This is a genomic window from Hoeflea sp. AS16 (assembly GCF_038900095.1).
Lineage (GTDB): Bacteria > Pseudomonadota > Alphaproteobacteria > Rhizobiales > Rhizobiaceae > Hoeflea.
Window position 1 is genome coordinate 63,688 of sequence record NZ_JBBMQQ010000002.1, and the last position, 18,602, is coordinate 82,289.

Here is an 18,602-nt window from a genome sequence, read left to right on the forward strand (position 1 = left end):
ATGACGATGGGTACCGAAATCAAGAATCTGCTAGCGCAGCCAGATTGGCATAATGAACGCAAGAAGCTGCGCTCGCTGGCCCGCGACTGCGGCCTAGAGGAACGAGTGAAGTGGGGAAAGCTCTGCTACGGACTTGGCAGTGCCAACGTCGTCATTATCTACGGCATGAAAAACTATTGCGCTCTCGGTTTTTTCAAGGGAGCTCTTCTTGAGGACGAGGACCATGTCCTCGTTCCACCCGGCAAGCATTCCCAGGCGATGCGACAGTTGCGGTTTAAGAGCCTAGAAGAAATCGAGCAGCTCACGGATGTGATCACGTCCTTCATTCGAAAAGCTGTTCAGGCCGAGAAAAACGGTCTCAAGATCGATTTTAAGGAGAAGCACTGCCTCGACTACCCCGAAGAGTTCCAGGAAGCGCTTGCTGAAGATCCTGAACTGGCAGAAGCCTTCAAGGACCTGACGTCAGGACGGCAACGCGGATATGTTTTGTATATTTCTGATGCCAAGCAATCCGAAACTCGAGCCCGCCGGGTTGAGAGAATCCGACCACGCATCCTTCAAGGTAAGGGTTTCAACGAACGATAGGTGGAGAACGGAAAGCTGGTGGTTATGAACCTCGTCGCTTCGAGAAGTATGGGCTCTAAGCGGGCCTTTGCTGCACAGAGATAAAACGATGACTTTGGGCTGAAAGTCCCTGTGCAAAGCGTCGCACGGAAGGTCTACATTCCCCCTCGACCCTCACGCATGCCGCTCGCCAATCCCCCACCGCACCCGTGCCCACACCCGCTCATGCACGAAGAAGAAGGCTAGGCCGCTTGCTGCCGTGGAGAGCGCGAAGCTCATGGCGGTGACCATGTCGCCGGTGTGAAACCAGGCCAGCGCGCCGGTCACGGCGAGGCCGAGAGCTTGCCATGTGATGGCTTTGGCGATGGTTCTGAGTTTCGATTCCATGGTCTGCGGTTTCTCCTGTCTGGTGATGAGATGCCTGATTCCTACACCTCCGCAGCATCTGCCGGAATTCTGTATCTTCGCCGCATAAATGCATGATTGTTGATAAAAATCACCATCTGTGGGAAAAGACGGCATGCACAAGAATGAACGCTCAGAACTGTTCCGCACCCGGCTGGCCGCCCGGCTGGCCCTGACCGGGATGAGCCGCAGCGCACTGGCGCGGGCTGCAGGCGTCGACCGCTCGACGATCGCGCAATTGCTGGCCGGCGACGAGGTGCGGCTGCCGAATGCGCATCTGGCGGCGGAATGTGCCGAGGCGCTGGGGGTCAGCGCCGACTGGCTGCTGGGGCTGTCGGACCGGCCCGAAACGGCGGCGGAAGTGCTGTCGGCGAATTTCCGGATGGAAACGGCGCAGCGGACGCCGGCGGACGAGCAGATCATCGCCTGGCACCAGGAGGCCGCCGGGCACAAGATCCGACACGTGCCGGCGATGCTTCCCGACATCCTGAAGACCGAGGCGGTGCTGGAATGGGAATATGCCGCCTTTCTCGACAAGACGCCGGAGCAGGCGCGTGGCGCCATGCACGAGACCACCGAATGGCTGCGGGCACCGGGATCGGATTATGAAATCTGTGTCTCGATCGACAAGGTGAAGTCGCTGGCGCGCGGTCACGGCTACTGGGAAGGGCTGGATGCCGCCACCCGTGCCGAGCAAATCGAGTTCATGGCGGACGGGTGTTCGCGGCTGTATCCGTCGCTCAGGCTCTATCTTTACGATTCGAAAAAAGTGTTTTCCGCGCCGGTATCGATCTTCGGGCGGCTGCTGGCGGTGGTCTATGTCGGGCAGTTCTACCTGGTCTACCGCGACAGTCTGCAGGTCAGCGCCCTGACCGAGCATTTTGACACGCTGGTGCGCGAATCGGAGGTCGAGGCGCGCAATGCCGGAAAGATCATCCGGGAGATTTTTGATCAGGCCTGAATTGGCCGGAAGGGCTGGCGGGTTCCGGCCAAGGATGTAGATTGGCCGTGCATGACACGGATGACGGGTGAGGATTGTGCCGATGACACGGATGCTGAGTGCGATTTTTGCGATGCTGCTGGCCGGACCGGTCGCCGCCCAGGATGGTGCGCCGCGGATCGACGACATCGTCTGGCACAATATCGACAGCTACTGCAGTTTCACGCGGGCTGATCACCGCTTCGCTTACAATGATCCGGAGAGCTGGCGCTGGGTGCTGTTTACAAATTTTCCGGCAGAGGATGGCGTCGATCCGATCGAATCACCGTTCATGCGGATCGACGGACAGCTGAAGCAGCTGGCGCAGACCGGCATCCGGTCACTCGATGGCGGTGCGGTGCGCTCCTACCAGTCTCACGACGCCAATCCCTATCTGGTCGAAGTCAGCCTGCTCGAAGGTGAGCGGGGCATTGAAAGTTCGGCGTTTTCGGGGGTGATCACCGTGTCGCGCAATGGCGCTTCGAGCGAGATTGCCTACAAGGGCGATTGCGGTGCTTGAGTCCTGTCCGGGATCGCCGGCCAGAAAGTTGCTTGAGGTTTTACAGAAACAGATAGGGTGCATGTGCTAACTGCATTCCAGTGAGTTCACCCTGACGCAGCGACCCAAACGAAAGCATTCCCTTGGATCCGATACCCAATCCCCGCCCGGCCCGGCACGATGTCGACCGCGAAGCCATGCCGCCGGTGGCGATGGTCATGGCGCTGTGCACGTTCATGTGCTTCGCCGTGCTGGATACGACGGCCAAATACCTGGTGACGGCGGGCTATGCCGCGATCTTCGTGGTCTGGTGCCGGTTTTTCAGCCATGTGGTGATTTCATTCTTTGCCTTCCAGGGATGGCGGCGGGCGGACATGTACCGGATGGACAGTGTGCCGCTGCAAGTCCTGCGCGGGCTTTTGCTGCCGGCAACCACCTTGTTCAACTTCATGGCCCTGCGCGAGCTGCAGCTGGCACAGACGGTGAGCATTTTTCTCAGCGTGCCGATGCTGGTGACGGCGCTTGCCGGACCGCTGCTGGGTGAATGGGCGGGGCCGCGCCGCTGGGCGGCGATCATGGTCGGCTTCGTCGGTGTGCTGATCGTGGTGCGTCCGGGAACCGACGTGTTCTCGGTGTCGATTGTCTGGTCGATCCTGGCGGCGATCACCCACTCGATCTATTCGATCGTGACCCGCAAGCTGGCATTGCAGGAAAGCCAGACGAGCATGGTGTTCTACTCCAGCATCTTTGGCGCCGTGCTGATGGCGCCGCCGGCGCTGATGTACGGGCAGATGCCGGGGTCGGCTTTCGAGCTGGTGCTGCTTGCCAGCCTCGGTCTGCTGGGGCTGAGCGGCCATGCGCTGCTGGTCAAGGCCAGCCGGCTTGCCAGCGCGTCGAAGGTGGCGCCGTTCATCTACAGCCAGATCTTGTGGATGACGGCGCTCGGCTTCATCGTCTTCGGCGACGTTCCCGACGGCTGGACGCTTGTCGGGGCTTCGATCATCTGCCTGAGCGGCATCTACATCATGAACCGGGAGCGGCAGATCGCCCGTAACGAGCGCAAGCTCAAGGAAAAATCCTGACGGACCTGCGGGCTTGCGGAAAGTTTCGGGTGACAGTGCCGGGGCTTTGGCGGGCGTGCACGGCGTGATAAAGCGGTGACGAGTGGGTTCGAGATCTGGCCTGATGCGTCACTTTGGCGCTGCCTGAAAGCCGAAGGCGCCGGAGAGGAAACGGAGATGCGGGAATGATTGAATTCTATTGGCCAATGACACAGGGCGAATGGGTCGCCTGGTCTTCGGCGCTGGTGACGATCCTGTTCGGGCTGATGCTGCTGTTCGCGCCGCGGCTGTCGCTTCGAATCCTGAGGCTGCAGACCGCGCCGGATCATCCGGAGGCGGTATCTGAGGCGCGGGCCACGATGGCGGGCTTCTATCTCGGGGTCGGCATCTGTGCGATGTTGTTCGCCCAGCCGCTGATCTACCTGGCACTGGGATGCGGGTGGGCGTTCACGGCATTCGGGCGAATCATCTCGATGATGTCGGACCGGGGCGTGACCATCTACAATCTGGCTTCGGTGGTGATCGAGATCTTGCTGGCGGCAGGGCCGCTGCTTTACGGGCTGGGATGGATCTGACCCGATCTGACCCGATCTGGCCTGATCCGGCCCGCCCCCACCTGGCCGGGGGGTGATTCAGCACCTTTGCGGACCCGCAAGTTGGCTGTCTCATCCTAAAGCAGGTGCGTTATGCCGCACCCGGCGTGTTGCGAGTCCTCACGCTCTATGCTAGACGGACCGCGCATTTCGGGAAAAACGAACTTTCGAGCTCGGGTTCCCCGAAATTTACCGTAACAAATTCAGAGGCTTGCCTTTCCGGCTTTCGGTCAAGTGCAGGCGTTTGGATGGCAATGAGAGACAATCCCGCCCGTGGCAGATAACTCCCATCAAATTTCCGGTGTCGCCGAACGGTATGCTTCCTCGCTTTACGAGCTGGCGGCAGACGCCAAGTCGATTGACGCCGTAGCGAAGGATCTTGACCGTTTTCAGGCCATGATCGACGGCAGCGCTGACCTGCAGCGCCTCGTCAACAGCCCCGTTTTTTCCGCTGAAGACCAGTCGCGCTCGATTGTGGCGTTGATGGCCAAGGCAGGCATTTCCGGCCTGGTCGGCAACTTCCTCAAGGTCGTTGCCCGCAACCGCCGGCTTTTTGCCGTGCCCGCGATCATCCGGTCCTATCACGAGACCGTTGCGCGTGAACGTGGCGAAGTGACTGCCGACGTCAAGACGGCGCATGCGCTGTCGGCGGCTCAGGAAAAAGAACTCAAGGCCGCGCTCGCAAGCGTGACTGGGAAAACCGTGACGCTCAACGTCACAGTCGATGCGTCGCTGCTGGGTGGTCTGATCGTCAAGATTGGCTCGCGTCAGGTCGACACATCGCTTCGCACTAAACTTTCCACCCTTAAGCATACACTGAAAGAGGTTGGCTGATGGATATCCGCGCCGCGGAAATTTCCGCAATTCTCAAGGATCAAATCAAGAATTTCGGCAAGGAAGCCGAAGTTTCCGAGGTTGGTCAGGTCCTGTCCGTCGGTGACGGTATCGCCCGCGTTTACGGCCTCGACAATGTCCAGGCTGGTGAAATGGTCGAATTCCCCGGTGGAATTCGCGGCATGGCGCTCAACCTTGAAGCCGACAATGTCGGCGTGGTGATTTTCGGTTCCGACCGGGACATCAAGGAAGGCGACATCGTCAAGCGGACCGGCGCCATCGTGGACGTGCCGGTTGGTCCGGAACTGCTCGGCCGCGTTGTTGACGCGCTTGGCAATCCGATCGACGGCAAGGGCCCGATCAAGTCCAAGACCCGCGCCCGCGTGGACGTCAAGGCTCCGGGCATCATGCCGCGCAAGTCGGTGCATGAGCCGATGTCGACGGGCCTCAAGGCCATCGACGCCCTGATCCCGGTTGGCCGTGGCCAGCGCGAGCTGATCATTGGTGACCGTCAGACCGGCAAGACCGCGATCATTCTCGACACCTTCCTGAACCAGAAGCCAATCCACGAGAATGGCCCTGAAGCTGAAAAGCTGTTCTGCGTTTATGTTGCTGTCGGCCAGAAGCGTTCGACGGTCGCGCAATTCGTCAAGATCCTCGAAGATCGCGGCGCAATGAAATACTCGATCGTGATTGCCGCTACGGCATCCGATCCTGCTCCGATGCAGTTTCTGGCACCGTTTGCCGGTTGTGCGATGGGCGAATATTTCCGCGACAGCGGCAAGCATGCCCTTATCGCATACGATGACTTGTCCAAGCAGGCTGTGGCTTATCGCCAGATGTCGCTGCTGCTTCGTCGTCCTCCGGGGCGTGAAGCTTATCCGGGCGACGTTTTCTACCTTCACTCACGCCTTCTCGAGCGCGCTGCGAAGCTCAACGAAGACAATGGTTCGGGCTCGCTGACCGCTCTGCCGGTGATCGAAACCCAGGCCAACGACGTGTCGGCCTACATTCCGACCAACGTGATCTCGATCACCGACGGTCAGATCTTCCTTGAAACCGACTTGTTCTTCCAGGGTATCCGCCCGGCCGTGAACGTCGGCCTGTCGGTGTCCCGCGTGGGTTCGTCGGCTCAGATCAAGGCGATGAAGCAGGTTGCAGGCTCGATCAAGGGCGAACTCGCGCAGTACCGCGAAATGGCGGCCTTCGCACAGTTCGGTTCCGACCTCGATGCGGCAACGCAGCGTCTTCTCAACCGTGGTGCGCGCCTGACCGAGCTGCTCAAGCAGCCCCAGTTCTCGCCGCTCAAGACGGAAGAACAGGTTGCGGTGATCTTTGCCGGCGTGAATGGCTATCTCGACAAGATCGGCGTTCGCGAAGTCGGCAAGTTCGAGCAGGGCCTGCTGGCTTACATGCGCAGCGAAGGCAAGGACGTGCTCGAGACCATCCGCAAGGAGAAGGCTATCAGCGACGACACCAAGTCGCAGTTGAAGTCGGCTATCGACACTTACGCCAAAACCTTTGCCTAACGGCAACAGACCGAGGACGGATAACGGATGCCTTCACTCAAGGATCTGAAAAACCGGATCGCCTCCGTCAAGGCGACGCAGAAGATCACCAAGGCGATGCAAATGGTCGCCGCGGCGAAGCTTCGGCGTGCGCAGGAGGCGGCCGAGGCCGCGCGGCCCTATTCACAGCGCATGGCAGCAGTGATGTCCAACATCGCCGAGGCTGTCGGCAGCGGTGATGATGCACCGCGGCTGATGACCGGCACCGGCAAGGACGACACCCATCTGCTGGTGGTCTGCACAGCCGAACGCGGCATGTGCGGCGGTTTCAACAGCCAGATCGCGCGTTTTGCGCGCGATCATGTGCGCCGGCTTCTGGCGGACGGCAAATCCGTCAAGATCCTTTGCGTCGGCAAGAAGGGCTATGACATCCTGCGCCGGGAATACGCATCTCTGATTATCGAGCGTGTGGATTTCCGCGACGTCAAGCAGATGAGCTTTACCCAGGCCGAAATGGTCGCGGAAAAGGTCATGGGTCTGTTTGACCAGGGTGGCTTCGACGTCTGCACTCTGTTCTACTCGGAGTTCAAGTCGGTGATCAGCCAGGTTCCGACAGCGCAGCAGCTCATTCCTGCTTCGTCGGGAACAACTGATGCGGATGCAAGTGCATCGGCGATCTACGACTACGAGCCGAGTGCCGAAGAAATCCTCGAGGATTTGCTGCCGCGTTCGATCAAGGTGCAGATCTTCAGGGCACTGCTTGAGAATGTTGCAGGTGAGATGGGCGCGAAGATGTCCGCGATGGACAACGCAACCCGCAATGCAGGCGAGATGATCGACAAGTTGTCGATGAGCTACAACCGTCAGCGGCAGGCGCAGATCACCAAGGAACTCATTGAAATCATTTCGGGCGCGGAAGCGCTCTAAGGTACACGGAAGAGGGTAAGATACATGGCTAAGGCAGCTACCCCGGCAAGCAAGCCCGCAGCGGCGACGAAAACCGCAGCGGCTAAGAAGCCCGCAGCAGCGACGAAGGCGAGCGCAGTCAAAACTGCCGCGGCGAAGTCCGGCGCAGTCGGCCGCGTGACGCAGGTCATCGGCGCGGTTGTGGACGTGGCGTTTGATGAAGGCACGCTGCCGACCATCCTGAACGCGCTTGAAACAGACAACATGGGCAACCGCCTGGTGTTGGAAGTGGCTCAGCACCTGGGCGAAAACGTCGTTCGCACCATCGCCATGGACTCGACCGAAGGTCTGGTTCGCGGCCAGAAGGTTGTCGATACCGGCGATTCGATCTCGGTACCGGTCGGTGAGGAAACCCTCGGCCGTATCCTGAACGTGATTGGCGAACCAGTGGATGACGCCGGCCCGGTCAAGACCAAGGCACGCCGCTCGATCCACCAGGACGCTCCCGAATTCTCCGAGCAGTCCACGGAAGCCGAAATTCTGGTCACCGGCATCAAGGTCGTCGACCTGCTGGCACCTTACGCACGTGGCGGCAAGATCGGCCTGTTCGGCGGCGCCGGCGTTGGCAAGACGGTTCTCATTCAGGAACTGATCAACAACATCGCGAAAGCCCACGGCGGCTATTCGGTGTTTGCCGGTGTTGGCGAACGTACCCGCGAAGGTAACGATCTCTATCACGAGATGATCGAATCCGGCGTGAACAAGGAAGGCGGCGGAGAAGGCTCCAAGTGCGCACTCGTGTTCGGCCAGATGAACGAGCCTCCGGGTGCACGTGCGCGTGTTGCGCTGACCGGCCTGACGATTGCCGAGCAGTTCCGCGACGAAGGCCAGGACGTGTTGTTCTTCGTGGACAACATCTTCCGCTTTACCCAGGCCGGTTCGGAAATGTCGGCGCTTCTGGGCCGTATTCCTTCGGCTGTGGGCTATCAGCCGACACTGAGCACCGACATGGGTGCGATGCAGGAGCGGATCACCACCACGAACAAGGGTTCGATCACCTCGGTGCAGGCCGTTTACGTGCCTGCCGATGACTTGACCGACCCGGCACCGGCCTCGACCTTCGCCCACCTGGACGCAACGACGGTGTTGAACCGTTCGATTGCCGAAAAGGGCATCTACCCGGCCGTTGACCCGCTCGACTCCAACTCGCGCATGCTCGATCCGCTGATCATCGGCGACGAGCACTACGAAGTTGCCCGTGGCGTGCAGGAAATCCTGCAGCGTTACAAGTCGCTTCAGGACATCATCGCCATTCTCGGCATGGACGAGCTGTCGGAAGAGGACAAGGTCACCGTGGCCCGCGCCCGTAAGGTCGAGCGCTTCCTGTCGCAGCCGTTCTTCGTGGCTGAAGTGTTCACCGGCGCGCCTGGCAAGCTGGTTGACCTCGCAGACACCATCAAGGGCTTCAAGGGCCTGGTGAACGGCGACTACGACCATCTTCCGGAGCCGGCCTTCTACATGGTCGGAACCATCGAAGAGGCCGTCGAAAAGGCCCAGCGCCTCGCCGCCGAAGTCGCCTAATCATGAAATTGCCCGCGCAGGTCGGCTTCGGCCCACCTGCGCGGCGCATCCGAACAGCACTGCGATAAAGTGAACGTCATGGCTGACAGCTTCAATTTTGAACTCGTATCCCCGGAACGGTTGCTCTTGTCGGCATCCGTGTCGGAAGTCGTCATTCCCGGTACTGACGGCGAAATGACGGTGATGGCGCATCATGCTCCGACCATGACCACGATCAAGCCGGGTGTGGTTACCGTGGTAAGCGCCGAAGGAAAAAGCGACCGTTTCGTGGTGTTTGGCGGCTTTGTCGACATTCTGCCCGATGGCTGCACCCTGCTTGCCGAATCTGCCGTTGCGGTGGCCGATATCGACCGGGATGCCCTGTCCAAGCGGATCCAGAACGCCCGCGAAGATGTGGCTGATGCAGCCAATGGCGCCGCCAAGCAGAAGGCGCAGGAGTATCTCGATCACCTGACGACGCTGGAAGCAGCAATCTAGGCTGACATCCCTCAGGTGATGATATTTCCAGGCGGCCTGCGGGCCGCCTTTTTTGTTCATCCGGCTTGATGCGGGAATGTCCTCTCGGTCACCGCAGTCTTTGCCCGTTCAGCTCAATCATTTGTGAAATGCTTCGGGATAGGTGAGCGGGCCAGACCAGCCGGCGAGAGCGTCGTGGCACAATTCCAGGGCCAGGAAACGGGGCCCCTGGCATGCAACATCGGCTCCATCGGCGGTGCGTGACTTGAAACCGAACCGGCAATAATAGTCGGGCTGGCCATACACGAACACCGACTTCCAGCCCCGTTCACGCGCCAGCCGCAGCGCATGGCGGACGAGTTCGGTGCCGATCTGCATGTCCCGGTAGGTTGGCTGAATGGCCAACGGTGCCAGAGCCAGGGCACGCTCGGGCCCGGCGGTGGCGGTCATCAGGATATGACCGATAACCTTTCCGTCGAGCTCTGCGACAAGGGACAGCGTATCGGAACGGCCCTGTTGCAAGGCCTCGGCAAGGCCCGCTTCCTCAGCAATGGCGTCCTGGCTGTCCAGCTCCCGGATCGCCGGGAGATCAGTGGGGGTGCTTTCCCGGTAGACTGTTTGGGATGCGAGGCTCATTCGGTCTTGCATAGGTCACTTCCAGTGCGTGTTTCACGGCTGCCTTGGCGTGCAGTCTGGTTGTGTCGTAAATGCGGATTGTGCCGCGGTCAGGGGGAACGATCGCGGTGAGCTCGGAACAGCCGAGAACGACAGCCTCGGCGCCACGGGCATGCAGTTCGTGGATGACTTCGGTGATGAAATCGCGGGCGCCCGAGCGCAGTATGCCACGGGAGAGCTCTTCATAGATGACGCGATTGATTTCGACGCGGTCCTTGGCCTCCGGCGTGATCACACCGGCCTGTGATTCGCTTTGCAACCGTTCGATATAGGGCTCACACTCCATGGTGGAGCGTGTTCCCAGCAGGGCCACGGTCTTGTGCCCGGCCTGCCGGATCTCGGCACCAGTCGGATCGCAGATATGGAAAAGCTCGATGCCGGCAGCATGCTCGACCTGTTCGGCAAACTGATGCATGACATTGCTGGCGATAATAATGAAATCCGCACCGCCGGCCTTCAGGCTGCGCCCGGCGTCGGACAAAACAGAGACCACCTGCTCGAAATCGCCGTTGTTCAAGCCCTGCCTGACCGCACCATTGTCGACCGAATGCAGCAGAATGCGCGCCGCATGCTGACCGCCCAGTTCCTTCTGGGTGAACTCGTTGAGCATCCGGTAATAGCTGGATGTGGCTTCCCACCCGAGGCCGCCCAACATCCCGATCAGCCTCATGTCGCCGGACCCGCAAGATGAGCGAAGGCCGCGACCACCTGGTCATAGGCTTTTCGTTTGAACGGAACGATCAGGCCGGGCAGATCCTGCATCGGTTTCCATTCCCAGGCGTCAAATTCGGCCTTGTGACCGCCCGGCGGTGGATTGATGCTGATCTCGCTTTCCTTGCCGGTGAAGCGCAAGGCGAACCAGCGCTGCCGCTGGCCACGGTACTTGCCCCTCAGGCCAATGCCGATGAGGTGGTCGGGGAGATCGTAATCTATCCAGTCGGGCGCTTCGGCGAGAAGCTCCACCGAATGCATTCCGGTTTCCTCGTAAAGTTCGCGCAGCGCCGCCTGGTAGGGAATTTCGTCGTCATCGATGCCGCCCTGGGGCATCTGCCAGAGTTGAGGCGAACCATCATACTCGGTGTTGCCCTCGGCGATGCGGCGGCCGGCCCAGACAAGGCCATCGCTGTTGAGCACCATGATGCCGACGCACAAGCGGTAAGGCAGGCTGTCGGGGTCGCTGGTGCGTTTGTCGCTGCTGGCCATGATATCCTGCCTATTTCTCCGGATCCTCGGCGGCGGCCGAGGCGGAAACAATTTCAATTCCCCGGGCCTTGGCTTCCTCCGCCCAGGTGGCGATTGCATCGACGCTGACATCGAAGGCCGAAGCAACACCGATGGCGATGCCGTTGCGTCGGGCCGTCCGTTCCAGGTCGTCAAGCTTGGAGAGAATGTAACCCCGCTCCTGGGTGGCGTCGAGCACCATGTCCGATGCGGCGAAGGGCATGCCCAGTGTTTTGGCGAATTGACCGGTCAATGATCGCGCCGAGGTTCCGTCGTCGAGGAACATGATGCCGCGTTCCGCGAGATCGCGCATAACCGGTTCCAGCGCTTCGGGATCGGCGAGAAAGCGGCCGCCCATGAAATTGGTGATGCCGGTGTAATTGGTGATCCGGGCCATCGCGGTGTGCAGGTCGGCAAGATTGGAGTCCGCGCCGGCCTCGACGGTCAGAGTGCCCGCACCGGGATCGTTGGCAGGGTAATCGTAGGGTTCGAACGGAATCTGAAGCAATATCTCGTGACCCTGCCGGCGAGCCTCCTGCATCCAGCGTTGCAGGCTGTTGCCGTTGGAGGCGAAAGCGAGGGTGATCTCTTCCGGAAGCGTCCTGATGGCGTATTGCGTCCCGGTCTGGCTCAGCCCCAGCCCACCGACGATGATCGCCACGCGGGCGCCGCGTGCGCCCGACCAGGGCCGCGCATAGATGTCGAAGGCACGCTCGCCATCGGGGCCGCGCACTGGCAGCGGACCGGCCCCTGTCTCCTCGATCACCGCCGGATCAGGCAAATGGGCAAGGCGTGGATGCTGACCGACCCTTCCCGGCGGGGTGAGCAGCACAGGCCGGTTGTCGGGGCGTTTGACCGGGACGATCTTGTTGATTTCCTCGCCGTCCTCGCCCAGCGTGGTCGAGACCTCGGCGCCGGAGCGTCCGTGCAGGGTCTTGAGCGCCGCATCATCGCCGGGCAGGGCATCGGCGCTGCTGTCGGAACCGGCCGGCTGTTGCGGACCGGTGGTGTCGTCAACGGGGGTCTCGGTCGATGCGGTTTCCGGCTGGTCGAGCATCACCACGGTGCCGCCGGTGTCGAAGCGGCTTCCCGAGAACGCCATCCATGCTGCGGTACCGATGACGGCACAGACCGCGACCGAGCCGAACAGCAGGGTTGACCAGGCGCGCTTAGGCCGGCCTGCCGAGGGTTTCCGCGGCTTCCGGTCCTGTCCCAGCGGTTGATGGATCTTGTCGCCCACGATCTTCTGTCCGAATCCCGATGAGGGCTGATTGAATCAGTCCGCCGCCCCGCATGCAAGCCAGAGAAAATCTGGCGCAGGCGGGGCGGCGGAACAGGTGTGCGTCAGTTCTTGATCGATGCCTGATCAGGATTGGGCGGGAAGGCCGGATCGGTCTTGACGCCACGCAGCAGGTCCAGCGCATAGCCGAGCTGGACGTCGTCCTTGGGATCCGGCGGGACATAGGCGATGGAGCCTGAGCCTTCCTCGTCCTCGTTCTCGCCCTGGATATGGCCGCGCAGCTCGCTTTCACCGGAGGGCTTCACCCGGCCGCGCAGTTCTTCCGGCACGGGCTCCTCGACGCGGATATCGGGCTTGATGCCTGTCCCCTGGATCGATGTGCCCGACGGCGTATAATAGAGCGCCGTGGTCAGGCGAAGCGCGGTTTTGGCATCCAGCGGAATGATGGTCTGCACCGAGCCCTTGCCGAACGATGTCGTGCCCAGAACCGTGGCGCGACGGTGATCCTGAAGAGCACCGGCAACGATTTCAGACGCGGAAGCCGAGCCGCCATTGATCAAGACAATGACCGGCTTGCCGCCGGTGAGATCGCCCGGGCGGGAATTGAACCGGCGGGTTTCTTCCGGATTGCGGCCACGGGTGGAGACAATCTCGCCGCGATCGAGGAAGGCGTCGGAAACGCTGATCGCCTGGTCGAGCAGACCGCCGGGGTTGAGCCGGAGATCGAGCACAAAGCCCTTGAGCTTGTCCTTGCCGACTTCATCGGTGATTTTCTCGATGGCATCGGAAAGATCGTCATAGGTTTTCTCGGTGAACGAGATCACCCTGAGATAGCCGACATCCTCCTCGACCCGGTAGCGGACAGCCTTGACGGCGATGATGTCGCGGACAACCTTGATCTTGATCGGCTGGTCGGCGCCTTCGCGCAGGACAGTGAGTTCGATCGCGGTGTTGACGGGGCCGCGCATCTTGTCGACGGCTTCGCCCAGTGAAAGGCCGCGAACCGGCTCGCCGTCGATTTCCGAAATGAAGTCACCGGCGAGAACACCGGCGCGGGCGGCGGGCGTTTCGTCGATCGGGGTGATGACCTTGACCAGTTCATCTTCCATGGTGACTTCGATGCCAAGACCGCCGAATTCACCGCGGGTCTGGGTGCGCATGTCGTCGGCGGCTTCCTGGTTGAGGTAGCTCGAATGCGGGTCAAGCGAGGTGAGCATGCCGTTGATGGCGTTCTCGATCAGCTTGTCTTCTTCCGGCGGCGTCACATACTGGGCGCGGACGCGCTCGAACACGTTGCCGAAGATCGCCAACTGCCGGTAGGTCTCGCTTCCCGCCGCGTTGGCGGAACCGCTGTAGGAGTTGATTGCGCTCACGGCTGTTGCGCCCATCAACGCGCCAACCATCACAAGAGTCACCTTACGTATCATTGCTTGCCTTTCTCGAAGACATATCGTCTTTCCACCACGATCGCGGGTCGACCGGTTGACCGTCTTTTCTGATCTCAATGTAGAGCGTCGGACGCTCCGATGCCAGCGACAAAGCCGCCGAACCTGCAAATCTCGTCTGCCCCATCGTCGCCAAAGGCTCACCTGCGACTACGAAGCGGCCGGCCGAGACCTTGATCTTTTCCATACCGGCCAAGACCACATGGTGGTTTTCGCCGGCATCGATGATAATCACCTGGCCGTAGCTGCGGAATGGACCAGCATAGGAGATCCAGCCGTCAGCCGGCGCGTGAACCGTTGCACCCTTTTCCGTGGCCAGAACTTCGCCCGTCAGGGTGTGCCCGGTGCCGTCGTCCGAGCCGAAGTAGCGCACCGTCTCGCCGGGCGCCGGCAGGGACAGGGTGCCGGTGAGTTTCGAAAATGCATATGCGGGCATAATGCGGTTTTTGTCGGGCACAGCCACCGCGGCGAAGGCCCGAGCCCGTTCCAGCCGCTCCGCCAGTTGGCGCTGGCGCTCTTCCTCTGCCTTGCGCGCGGCTTCGGCGGCCTGCTTGAGGGCTGTGATTTCGTCGGCCAGCGCGGCGATGACGGATTCGAGTTCGCTGGAGCGGACAGACAAAGCCTCCGCCCGCTGGCGCTCGCGGTCCAGGCGGCGGCGGCTTTCTTCCTGCAGGGCGGCTTTCTCTGATGCCAGATTGGCCAGGCGCTGCTCCTCGGCGGCGTTTTCCTCGAGCGCCGCGGCAAGTGACACACGTTCGGAGGCAATGGCCTGGCGCAGGGCAGCCAGTTCCTTCAGGTCACTGGCAAGCGCTGCTGTTTCGGCGCGGATTTCGGGAACCACCGCGCCAAGCAGGATGGCGCTTCTGACCGAGGACAGGGCGTCTTCCGGGCTGACCAGCAATGCAGGTGGCGGATCGCGGCCAATGCGCTGCAACGCGGCAAGCACTTCGGCCAGCACCGACCGGCGCGACACGAGAGACAGGCGCACGGCCTCCTGGCGCTCGGAGAGGTCGGTCATGGATTGTTCACCGGCGCTGATTCGCTGGTCGAGCTGTGCCCGCCGCGCTGCCGTTTCGGCAATCTTGCGGTCGAGCTCCTGCTGGTCGGACCGAAGCGCGGTGATGTCCGCCTCCAGGGCGGCAAGTGCCTTGGCCGCAAGGGCAGCTTCATCGGCGACAGATTGCAGTTCCAGCCGGCTGGCTTCCTTTTCCTGCTCGAGATCTGTGGCGACCCCGACGGAATCAGGTTCGGTCGCATCGGTGGCATGAGCAGGCGCCGGCCCGCAGGCCAGTATCAGGGCGGAGGTAACCAGGGTGATCGCCAGAGATGCACGCAGACCCCTGTCGACGCGCGTGCGCCTGCTGGCGGCAGCCATTGCTGCGCCAGACGAAACCTGCACGGATCGGGAGCTCCACATGGTTTCACCCTAGCGAATTTCGCGTTAACGCTCCATGAACCATATTGTCCCGGTGCATCAAATCTCCGCGAAGTCGAGGCTGTAGAGATCCCGGGAAAATGGCGAAGCGGCGCTGACACGGATTTCGGGGCCGGTCAGGCGCGGTGATAGGGATGTCCGGAGAGAATGGTGGCGGCGCGGTAGAGCTGTTCCGCGGCCATGATGCGCACCAGCTGGTGCGGCCAGGTCATGCGGCCGAAGCAGATCACGGCGTCGGCCTTTGCATGCAGTTCGGGATCCAGTCCATCGGCGCCGCCGATGGCGATCACCAGGTCGCGGCGGCCGTCATCGCGCAGCCTTGCAAGCGTGTCGGCGAAACCGGGCGAATCAGGTGTCTTGCCGCGTTCATCAAGAAGGATCAGCGCAGCGCCGTCGGGCATGTGGCGGAGGAGCTGGGCCGCCTCTTCTTTCTTGCGCAGCTCAGTGGTCGCGGCACGGCTTTCAGCCACCTCGACGGTCTTGGCGAAATCAAGCCCAAGCGCCCCGCCCGATTTGGCGAAGCGATCCAGATAGCGGCTTGAAAGCTCGCTTTCGGGGCCCGCCTTGAGCCGTCCGACGGCAAACAGTGTGATGCGCATGGTGCCTGTGTTTCTGTGTCGGGATCAGCGCAAGGAATTCTCGTGCCGCCCTGCCACGCATGACCGGGCGGCGTCAGACCTGATCCTGAAAACCGGCCTGCCTGACACCGCGGAGGGAGATCAGGCTATGCCGGTCAGTGCAGTTTTCCGTCTTCGATTTCCGGGGTCTGCCACATCTTCTCGATGTTGTAGAATTCCCTGATCTCAGGCCGGAAAACGTGAATGATGACATCGCCAGCATCGATGAGCACCCAATCGCCGGTCGCCAGACCCTCGACCCGCGGATTGCCGAAGCCGGCATCCTTGAGTTCGCTGATCAGGCGATCGCAGATCGATGCAACATGGCGGTTCGACCGGCCGGAGGCGACAACCATATGGTCCCCCAACGCCGATTTACCTGCGATGTCGATGGCTACGATATCTTCTGCCTTGGAGTCCGCCAAACTGTCGCGGACCAGTGTAAGCTGACGCAGAGCGGCCTGTTCGCCGCTTCCCGTTGCTTGCGAGAAATCGCCTTCGGCGTTTCCCTTCGCGTGTTCTGTTCTCAGAGTGGTTCCTTTCCGTGTCCTGAACAGTCCAACCCGCGTCCCAATCATCAAACCGATTGCGGCGCAGCATAAAGATAGTCACGGACCATGCGTTTTTTCAAGATGTGGCGGTTTTATTCATGGTGCGCTCACTGCGGATGGCGCTGGACGAGAGCGACGAGCGGGGGCCATGGATGAAGGTCCAGGCCGGCGCCTTGAGAAACGGCAACAGGGCCGCGTGGTTTTCATCGATACGGGCGTAGCTGTAAGTCTTGGCCATCTTCGATGACAGGTAGGCAAGTGTCGAACCCGGCCTGTCGATCACCGCGATGGGGAAGGTCTCGGCAATGGCGCGCCAGTCCTGCCATTTGTGAAACTGACGGAGATTGTCCGCGCCCATGATCCAGACGAAATTGATGCCGGGATTGCGGGCCTTGACGAAGGCCAGCGTCTGGGCGGTGTAATGCAGGTCGTGCGCGGCCTCGAAGGCGGTGACCTTGACCCGCGGGCCGGGGGCCATCTTGCGGCTCAGGGCGACACGCTCATCGAGACTTGCAAGCTCGTTGTGGTTCTTCAGCGGGTTTCCCGGCGTCACCATCCACCACAGCTGGTCAAGGCCGATGCGGCGCAGCGCGATTTCGGCAACCAGTTCGTGGCCCTTGTGCGGGGGATTGAAGGAGCCGCCGAACAGGCCGACGCTCATACCCCGCTCGACATGCGGCATCTTCAGGTAGGATGGGGACCTGGCGGACTGTCCGCTCAAGACCGGATCTGGCCCGTGCCGCGGACGCGGTACTTGAACGAGGTCAGTTGCTCGACACCGACCGGTCCGCGTGCATGCATCTTGCCGGTGGCGATGCCGATTTCCGCGCCCATGCCGAATTCGCCGCCGTCGGCGAACTGGGTCGAGGCATTGTGCAGCAGGATGGCCGAATCGACTTCGGTGAAGAAGCGCTCGACCACGGCCGGGTCCTCGGCAATGACGGCTTCGGTGTGGTTCGACGACCACCGGGCAATATGGTCGATGGCGCCATCGATGCCGTCGACAAACCGTGCGGCGATGATGGCATCGAGATATTCGGTGCGCCAGTCGTCCTCGCTGGCAAGGGTTGCCTCGGGCAGAAGCGCCATTACCGCGTTGTCGCCGTGGACCTCGCAGCCGGCGGCGGCGAGGTCGGCGAGGATGTCGGCTGCCAGCCCGCGATCCATGGCGCTGTCGAGCAGCAGGGTTTCGGCGGCGCCGCAAATGCCGGTGCGGCGCATCTTGGCGTTGACGACAATGGCGCGGGCCATGGCGGCATCGGCGGACTTGTCGACATAGATATGGCACAGGCCCTCGAGGTGGGCGAAGACCGGCACGCGGGCATCGGCCTGGACGCGGGCGACCAGGCTCTTGCCGCCGCGCGGCACGATGACATCGACCGTGCCATTGAGGCCGGTGAGCAATTCGCCGACGGCGGCGCGGTCGGAGACCGGGATCATCTGGATGGCGTCAGCCGGCAGGCCGGCGCTTTCCAGTCCCTCGACCAGGCAGGCATGGATGGCGCGGGAAGAATGGAATGAATCCGATCCGCCGCGCAGGATGACAGCATTGCCGGCTTTCAGGCACAGGGCGCCGGCGTCGGCGGTGACGTTGGGACGGCTCTCATAGATCACGCCGATGACGCCCAGCGGGGTGCGGACGCGCTCGATCTTGAGCCCGTTGGGACGCTCCCAGGCGGCAATGACATCGCCGACGGGATCGGCCAGATCGGCGATGGCGCGAATGCCGTCGGTGATCGCGTCGATGCGGCTGTCGTCGAGTTTCAGCCGGTCGACGAAGGATGCCGCCATGCCGCTTTTCAGGGCGGCTTCGACATCAAGCGCATTGGCAGCCAGGATCTCCTGCCGGCGGGCGGCAATCGCCTCGGCCATGGCGTTGAGAGCGGCATTCTTCTGATCGGTCGGGGCAATTGACAGCGGTCGCGCGGCGGCCTTGGCGCGGCGGCCGATATCGGCCATCAGTGCAGCGATGTCAGCTTTGCTATCGGTCTTGTCGAGCATGGTGCTCCTCCCGGCGTGCGATCAGGCAGGT

Annotated in this window: 21 protein-coding genes; 10 read left to right on the forward strand and 11 right to left on the reverse strand. The window is 61.7% G+C overall.

Annotated features, from left to right (window positions below):
• Positions 1-585, forward strand: a complete 585-nt coding sequence (locus WNY80_RS05640; protein ID WP_342886387.1) for a YdeI/OmpD-associated family protein — start codon at positions 1-3, stop codon at positions 583-585.
• A gap of 153 nt (positions 586-738) precedes the next feature.
• On the opposite strand, the gene WNY80_RS05645 is transcribed toward WNY80_RS05640, so the two are convergent.
• Entirely contained in the window at positions 739-951 is a 213-nt protein-coding gene (locus WNY80_RS05645; protein ID WP_342886388.1) for a DUF2061 domain-containing protein, read from the reverse strand.
• Positions 952-1,084: 133 nt separating this feature from the next.
• Here WNY80_RS05645 and WNY80_RS05650 point away from each other — a divergent pair, with 133 nt between their 5' ends.
• The 9 genes from WNY80_RS05650 (at position 1,085) to WNY80_RS05690 (ending at position 9,407) form a co-directional block, all read left to right on the forward strand.
• A complete protein-coding gene (locus tag WNY80_RS05650) occupies positions 1,085-1,930 on the forward strand; it encodes a helix-turn-helix transcriptional regulator (protein ID WP_342886389.1) in 846 nt (281 codons plus the stop codon).
• 82 nt (positions 1,931-2,012) lie between these two features.
• A complete protein-coding gene (locus WNY80_RS05655; RefSeq protein ID WP_342886390.1) occupies positions 2,013-2,468 on the forward strand; it encodes a hypothetical protein in 456 nt (151 codons plus the stop codon).
• A 122-nt stretch (positions 2,469-2,590) separates the two neighbouring features.
• Positions 2,591-3,529 carry a DMT family transporter gene (locus WNY80_RS05660; RefSeq protein WP_342886391.1) on the forward strand — a complete coding sequence of 313 codons (939 nt, stop codon included), beginning with the start codon at positions 2,591-2,593 and terminating at the stop codon, positions 3,527-3,529.
• Positions 3,530-3,696: 167 nt separating this feature from the next.
• Positions 3,697-4,083 carry a DUF4345 family protein gene (locus WNY80_RS05665; RefSeq protein ID WP_342886926.1) on the forward strand — a complete coding sequence of 129 codons (387 nt, stop codon included), beginning with the start codon at positions 3,697-3,699 and terminating at the stop codon, positions 4,081-4,083.
• A 291-nt stretch (positions 4,084-4,374) separates the two neighbouring features.
• Positions 4,375-4,935 carry a F0F1 ATP synthase subunit delta gene (locus WNY80_RS05670; protein WP_342886392.1) on the forward strand — a complete coding sequence of 187 codons (561 nt, stop codon included), beginning with the start codon at positions 4,375-4,377 and terminating at the stop codon, positions 4,933-4,935.
• A complete protein-coding gene (gene atpA / locus WNY80_RS05675; protein ID WP_342886393.1) occupies positions 4,935-6,464 on the forward strand; it encodes a F0F1 ATP synthase subunit alpha in 1,530 nt (509 codons plus the stop codon). Before WNY80_RS05670 ends, atpA begins: the two co-directional genes overlap by 1 nt.
• A gap of 27 nt (positions 6,465-6,491) precedes the next feature.
• Positions 6,492-7,370 carry a F0F1 ATP synthase subunit gamma gene (locus WNY80_RS05680; RefSeq protein WP_342886394.1) on the forward strand — a complete coding sequence of 293 codons (879 nt, stop codon included), beginning with the start codon at positions 6,492-6,494 and terminating at the stop codon, positions 7,368-7,370.
• 24 nt (positions 7,371-7,394) lie between these two features.
• On the forward strand, positions 7,395-8,930 hold the full coding sequence (gene atpD, locus WNY80_RS05685; RefSeq protein ID WP_342886395.1) for a F0F1 ATP synthase subunit beta: 1,536 nt from the start codon (positions 7,395-7,397) through the stop codon (positions 8,928-8,930).
• Between the two features lie 78 nt (positions 8,931-9,008).
• The gene (locus tag WNY80_RS05690; RefSeq protein WP_342886396.1) at positions 9,009-9,407 is read left to right on the forward strand and encodes a F0F1 ATP synthase subunit epsilon; all 399 of its coding nucleotides are present in this window, start codon (positions 9,009-9,011) and stop codon (positions 9,405-9,407) included.
• Positions 9,408-9,524: 117 nt separating this feature from the next.
• Here WNY80_RS05690 and WNY80_RS05695 read toward each other — a convergent pair whose 3' ends face one another.
• The 10 genes from WNY80_RS05695 to WNY80_RS05740 all read right to left on the reverse strand — a co-directional run bounded on the left by WNY80_RS05695 (position 9,525) and on the right by WNY80_RS05740 (position 18,571).
• The gene (locus WNY80_RS05695) at positions 9,525-10,022 is read right to left on the reverse strand and encodes an N-acetyltransferase (RefSeq protein WP_342886397.1); all 498 of its coding nucleotides are present in this window, start codon (positions 10,020-10,022) and stop codon (positions 9,525-9,527) included.
• The gene (locus WNY80_RS05700) at positions 9,976-10,731 is read right to left on the reverse strand and encodes an amino acid racemase (RefSeq protein ID WP_342886398.1); all 756 of its coding nucleotides are present in this window, start codon (positions 10,729-10,731) and stop codon (positions 9,976-9,978) included. Before WNY80_RS05700 ends, WNY80_RS05695 begins: the two co-directional genes overlap by 47 nt.
• Positions 10,728-11,264, reverse strand: a complete 537-nt coding sequence (locus WNY80_RS05705; RefSeq protein WP_342886399.1) for an RNA pyrophosphohydrolase — start codon at positions 11,262-11,264, stop codon at positions 10,728-10,730. The genes WNY80_RS05700 and WNY80_RS05705 overlap by 4 nt, the downstream gene beginning before the upstream one ends.
• A 10-nt stretch (positions 11,265-11,274) precedes the next feature.
• Entirely contained in the window at positions 11,275-12,522 is a 1,248-nt protein-coding gene (locus tag WNY80_RS05710) for a divergent polysaccharide deacetylase family protein (RefSeq protein WP_342886400.1), read from the reverse strand.
• Positions 12,523-12,626: 104 nt separating this feature from the next.
• Entirely contained in the window at positions 12,627-13,949 is a 1,323-nt protein-coding gene (locus tag WNY80_RS05715; RefSeq protein WP_342886401.1) for a S41 family peptidase, read from the reverse strand.
• On the reverse strand, positions 13,939-15,342 hold the full coding sequence (locus WNY80_RS05720) for a peptidoglycan DD-metalloendopeptidase family protein (RefSeq protein WP_342886402.1): 1,404 nt from the start codon (positions 15,340-15,342) through the stop codon (positions 13,939-13,941). The genes WNY80_RS05715 and WNY80_RS05720 overlap by 11 nt, the downstream gene beginning before the upstream one ends.
• A gap of 176 nt (positions 15,343-15,518) precedes the next feature.
• On the reverse strand, positions 15,519-16,001 hold the full coding sequence (gene rlmH / locus WNY80_RS05725) for a 23S rRNA (pseudouridine(1915)-N(3))-methyltransferase RlmH (RefSeq protein WP_342886403.1): 483 nt from the start codon (positions 15,999-16,001) through the stop codon (positions 15,519-15,521).
• 134 nt (positions 16,002-16,135) lie between these two features.
• On the reverse strand, positions 16,136-16,597 hold the full coding sequence (gene rsfS, locus WNY80_RS05730) for a ribosome silencing factor (RefSeq protein ID WP_342886404.1): 462 nt from the start codon (positions 16,595-16,597) through the stop codon (positions 16,136-16,138).
• A 49-nt stretch (positions 16,598-16,646) separates the two neighbouring features.
• The gene (locus tag WNY80_RS05735; protein ID WP_342886927.1) at positions 16,647-17,252 is read right to left on the reverse strand and encodes a nicotinate-nucleotide adenylyltransferase; all 606 of its coding nucleotides are present in this window, start codon (positions 17,250-17,252) and stop codon (positions 16,647-16,649) included.
• Positions 17,253-17,287: 35 nt separating this feature from the next.
• A complete protein-coding gene (locus WNY80_RS05740; protein WP_342886405.1) occupies positions 17,288-18,571 on the reverse strand; it encodes a glutamate-5-semialdehyde dehydrogenase in 1,284 nt (427 codons plus the stop codon).
• Positions 18,572-18,602: the final 31 nt, after the last annotated feature.

Coding starts and splice junctions, on each gene's coding strand:
- WNY80_RS05640 (WP_342886387.1), top strand. CDS start 1: ATGACGATGGGTACCGAAATCAAGAATCTGCTAGCGCAGCCAGATTGG.
- WNY80_RS05645 (WP_342886388.1), bottom strand. CDS start 951: ATGGAATCGAAACTCAGAACCATCGCCAAAGCCATCACATGGCAAGCT.
- WNY80_RS05650 (WP_342886389.1), top strand. CDS start 1,085: ATGCACAAGAATGAACGCTCAGAACTGTTCCGCACCCGGCTGGCCGCC.
- WNY80_RS05655 (WP_342886390.1), top strand. CDS start 2,013: ATGACACGGATGCTGAGTGCGATTTTTGCGATGCTGCTGGCCGGACCG.
- atpA (WP_342886393.1), top strand. CDS start 4,935: ATGGATATCCGCGCCGCGGAAATTTCCGCAATTCTCAAGGATCAAATC.
- WNY80_RS05680 (WP_342886394.1), top strand. CDS start 6,492: ATGCCTTCACTCAAGGATCTGAAAAACCGGATCGCCTCCGTCAAGGCG.
- atpD (WP_342886395.1), top strand. CDS start 7,395: ATGGCTAAGGCAGCTACCCCGGCAAGCAAGCCCGCAGCGGCGACGAAA.
- WNY80_RS05690 (WP_342886396.1), top strand. CDS start 9,009: ATGGCTGACAGCTTCAATTTTGAACTCGTATCCCCGGAACGGTTGCTC.
- WNY80_RS05695 (WP_342886397.1), bottom strand. CDS start 10,022: ATGAGCCTCGCATCCCAAACAGTCTACCGGGAAAGCACCCCCACTGAT.
- WNY80_RS05700 (WP_342886398.1), bottom strand. CDS start 10,731: ATGAGGCTGATCGGGATGTTGGGCGGCCTCGGGTGGGAAGCCACATCC.
- WNY80_RS05705 (WP_342886399.1), bottom strand. CDS start 11,264: ATGGCCAGCAGCGACAAACGCACCAGCGACCCCGACAGCCTGCCTTAC.
- WNY80_RS05715 (WP_342886401.1), bottom strand. CDS start 13,949: ATGATACGTAAGGTGACTCTTGTGATGGTTGGCGCGTTGATGGGCGCA.
- WNY80_RS05720 (WP_342886402.1), bottom strand. CDS start 15,342: ATGGCTGCCGCCAGCAGGCGCACGCGCGTCGACAGGGGTCTGCGTGCA.
- rlmH (WP_342886403.1), bottom strand. CDS start 16,001: ATGCGCATCACACTGTTTGCCGTCGGACGGCTCAAGGCGGGCCCCGAA.
- rsfS (WP_342886404.1), bottom strand. CDS start 16,597: ATGATTGGGACGCGGGTTGGACTGTTCAGGACACGGAAAGGAACCACT.
- WNY80_RS05735 (WP_342886927.1), bottom strand. CDS start 17,252: ATGCCGCATGTCGAGCGGGGTATGAGCGTCGGCCTGTTCGGCGGCTCC.
- WNY80_RS05740 (WP_342886405.1), bottom strand. CDS start 18,571: ATGCTCGACAAGACCGATAGCAAAGCTGACATCGCTGCACTGATGGCC.